A 3,135-nucleotide genomic window follows, 5' to 3' on the forward strand; every position below is an offset into this window, starting at 1 on the left:
GGGCCCGGTGCCAATCGTGAGCCCGTTTTTCCATCATATCGGGGGGCAACCACCCCTGTCAGCTATATCAAAAAGCTGATGCCCGGGACGAATCGCGCCGCGATTATCCCATGTTTTGTGCCGGTCACCTATCTCATTAAGCCACCTTGGCTTCGAAGGCGAGCGGGCTGATGCCGCCCAGATATGAATGTCGGCGGCGGGTGTTGTAGAACCCGTTGATGTACTGAAAGATGGCGGCTTCTGCCTGACGCCGTGTCGGCCAGCTCTGCCGCCAGATGAGTTCGGCCTTCAGGGATTTGAAGAAGGTCTCGACGGACGCATTGTCGTAGCAATTTCCCTTGCCGCTCATCGATGGACGCAGGCCATAGGCCTGCAGCTTTTTCTGATAGTCGTAAGAACAATATTGGCTGCCACGATCCGAATGAAAAAAGCAGCCTTCCGGAGGCTGGCGCAGGCGCACCGCCATATCCAGCGCTCTGATCGCCAAGTCCTTCTTCATTCTGTCACTGACTGCGTGTTTCGTAAATTCCCGGACACGGATTTCGGTAATTCGCGGACAGTGATTTCAGTAAATACGGGACAGTGATTCCGCTAATTCCGGGACAGTGGTTTCGGGCGGGCATGAGGTTTGTTTTTCGGGCGCGCCGGAGTGGCATTGAGCTCTTTCATCAAGGTGATGGGAGGGAAGATGCCGAGACGGAAGCAAGCGAGACGAACGAACGTGAAGGACATGCGATCGATCCTGCGCCTGACCTATGGTCAGGGGCTGTCAGTGCGGGCTGTGTCGGAACGACTGAAGCTGAGCAAGACGACGGTGGCGACCTATGTGCTGCGTGCCCGCGAGGTGGGTCTTTCCAGTTGGCCACTGCCACCGGGATATGACGATGATGCGGCGCTTGAGCAGCTTCTCTTTCGCCGTGTCGGGCGGCCGCCACAGGACCTGAGCGAGCCCGACTGGCCGGTGGTTGCGCGCGAGATCAAGCGCAAGGGCGTCACTCTGACGCTGCTTTGGCAAGAATATCGTGCCGCGCACCCCAATGGCTATGGCTATACCTGGTTCTGCGACCGCTTTACGGCTTTCCAGAAGCGCACCCATGCGAGCTTCCGCAACCGGCATGAGGCGGGTGCGGTGATGCAGACCGATTATGCGGGTCACACGGTGCCGCTGATCGATCCATCGACCGGGGAAATACACCAGGCGCAGATCTTCGTGGCGGTTCTGGGAGCCTCATCCCTGACGTTCGTGATGGCCAGCCTGAGTCAGAAACTGCCTGACTGGATCGAAGGCCAGGTTCAGGCGCTGGGTTACTTCGGCGGGGTGACCCGCGCCATTGTCTGCGACAATCTGAAGGCCGGGGTGGCGAAGGCGCTGTGGTTCGAACCGACGCTCAACCAGACCTTTGCGGCGATGGCGGATCATTACGACACGACGATCCTGCCGACCCGCAGTCGGCATCCACGCGACAAGGGCAAGGTTGAAGGGGCCGTGCTAATCGTCGAGCGCTGGATCCTTGCGCGGCTGCGCAACCGACGCTTCTTCGCCCTTGCGGATCTGAACGCGGCCATTGCCGCGTTGCTGGAGGATCTGAATGATCGGCCGATGCGTCATGTCGGTCAATCGCGTCGCGCGCTGTTCGAAGAGATCGAGCGGAGCGCCCTTGCGCCGCTCCCGGCAGAGCGGTTCGAATATGCCGAGTGGAAAAGGGCCAAGGTCCATCCCGATTATCATGTCGAGGTCGACAAGACCTTCTACTCGGTCCCGCACCGGCTCATCGGGCGGCAGGTCGATGTCCGGCTCACCCACAGGGTGGTCGAGTTGTTCCACGATCATCAGCGGGTGGCGAGCCATGTCCGGCGGTCCCAGCGCCGGGGCCATGTGACGGTAAGCGAGCATATGCCCAAGGCGCATCAGCGTTATGCCAACATGACGCCTGCCAGCCTGATCGGCAAAGCCGACCAGATCGGCGTCAACACGGCGATCCTGATCGAACGGCTGATGCGCGACCGGCCTCACCCTGAGCAGGGCTATCGTTCGGCGATGGGCGTTTTGTCTCTGGCCCGGCGCTACGACCGGGACCGGGTGGAAGCATCATGCGAGCGCGCGCTGATCATCAACGCGGTCTCTTACTCTTCGGTCGCCACGATCCTCAAATCCGGGCTCGACCGGATCAGGCCGGCGACCGAGCCGGCACGCCCGACGCCTGCGCACACGAACATCCGTGGCCGGGGCTATTATCAATGAAGAAAGGAAACTCCCATGTTGAATAATCCCACCCTTGATCAGATGCAGGCGCTTGGCCTTGCCGGAATGTCCGCCGCGTGGCGCGAGATGACGGCACAGGGCGGCAGCGACGATCTGGCCCGCGAGGAATGGCTCGGGTTGATGCTCGACCGCGAAATGGCGGTCCGTGCGGACCGGCGTCTGGGCAACAAGCTCAGGTCTGCGCGGCTGCGCTTTGCCGATGCCTGTATCGAGGATATCGACTTTACCGCGCATCGCGGGATCGACCGCCGCAACATCTTGTCGCTCGCGCAAGGGGCATGGCTCAAGGCTCATGAGAATCTGATCATCACCGGCCAGACCGGAACCGGAAAAACCTGGCTGGGTTGCGCCTTTGGGCGGCAAGCTGCCCGGCTCGATCATCCGGTTCTCTATATGCGCATGCCACGCTTGTTCGATGCGCTCGCCCTCGCACGGCTCGATGGCAGCTTCCCGCGTCTGGCTGACAGGCTGGCGCGGGTCGAACTGCTAATCCTTGATGACTGGGGCACCCACTCGCTGAGCGATCAGCAGCGGCTCGATCTGCTCGAAATCTTCGAGGAACGTTATCGGCGGAAATCCACGCTGATCACCGCCCAGCTCCCTGTGACGGCCTGGCACGACATGATCGGTGAGCCAACTATCGCTGATGCCATACTCGACCGGATCATCCACAATGCCCACCGTATCACCCTCGAAGGGGATAGTATGCGCAAGCAAAAACCACCTCAGGCTTGACCTCAAAGCAAAGCCGCGCGATCAGCCAACCCGACTTCAACAAGGCAAACGAAAACACGCCTTCCGCTGTCCCGGAATTAGCGAAACCGCTGTCCGCGATTTAGCGAAACGAATGTCCCGTTTTTACGAAATACGCA

General features: G+C 60.4%; 3 protein-coding genes. 2 read left to right on the forward strand and 1 reads right to left on the reverse strand.

Going from position 1 to position 3,135, the window contains the following annotated elements; translation table 11 throughout:
* Nucleotides 1–136 precede the first annotated feature (136 nt).
* Complete coding sequence (locus WA070_RS07705) at nucleotides 137–550, reverse strand: IS3 family transposase (protein WP_422633510.1); 414 nt, start codon at nucleotides 548–550, stop codon at nucleotides 137–139.
* Nucleotides 551–688: 138 nt separating this feature from the next.
* Here WA070_RS07705 and istA point away from each other — a divergent pair, with 138 nt between their 5' ends.
* Nucleotides 689–2,242, forward strand: coding sequence for an IS21 family transposase (istA, locus tag WA070_RS07710; protein ID WP_422633508.1), 1,554 nt, complete (start codon nucleotides 689–691; stop codon nucleotides 2,240–2,242).
* Nucleotides 2,243–2,257: 15 nt separating this feature from the next.
* Entirely contained in the window at nucleotides 2,258–2,998 is a 741-nt protein-coding gene (gene istB / locus WA070_RS07715; protein ID WP_422633509.1) for an IS21-like element helper ATPase IstB, read from the forward strand.
* The last annotated feature ends 137 nt before the right edge of the window (nucleotides 2,999–3,135 follow it).

This window comes from Sphingobium sp. (assembly GCF_049304695.1).
Taxonomy (GTDB): Bacteria; Pseudomonadota; Alphaproteobacteria; order Sphingomonadales; family Sphingomonadaceae; genus Sphingobium.

Coding starts and splice junctions, on each gene's coding strand:
- istA (WP_422633508.1), top strand. CDS start 689: ATGCCGAGACGGAAGCAAGCGAGACGAACGAACGTGAAGGACATGCGA.
- istB (WP_422633509.1), top strand. CDS start 2,258: ATGTTGAATAATCCCACCCTTGATCAGATGCAGGCGCTTGGCCTTGCC.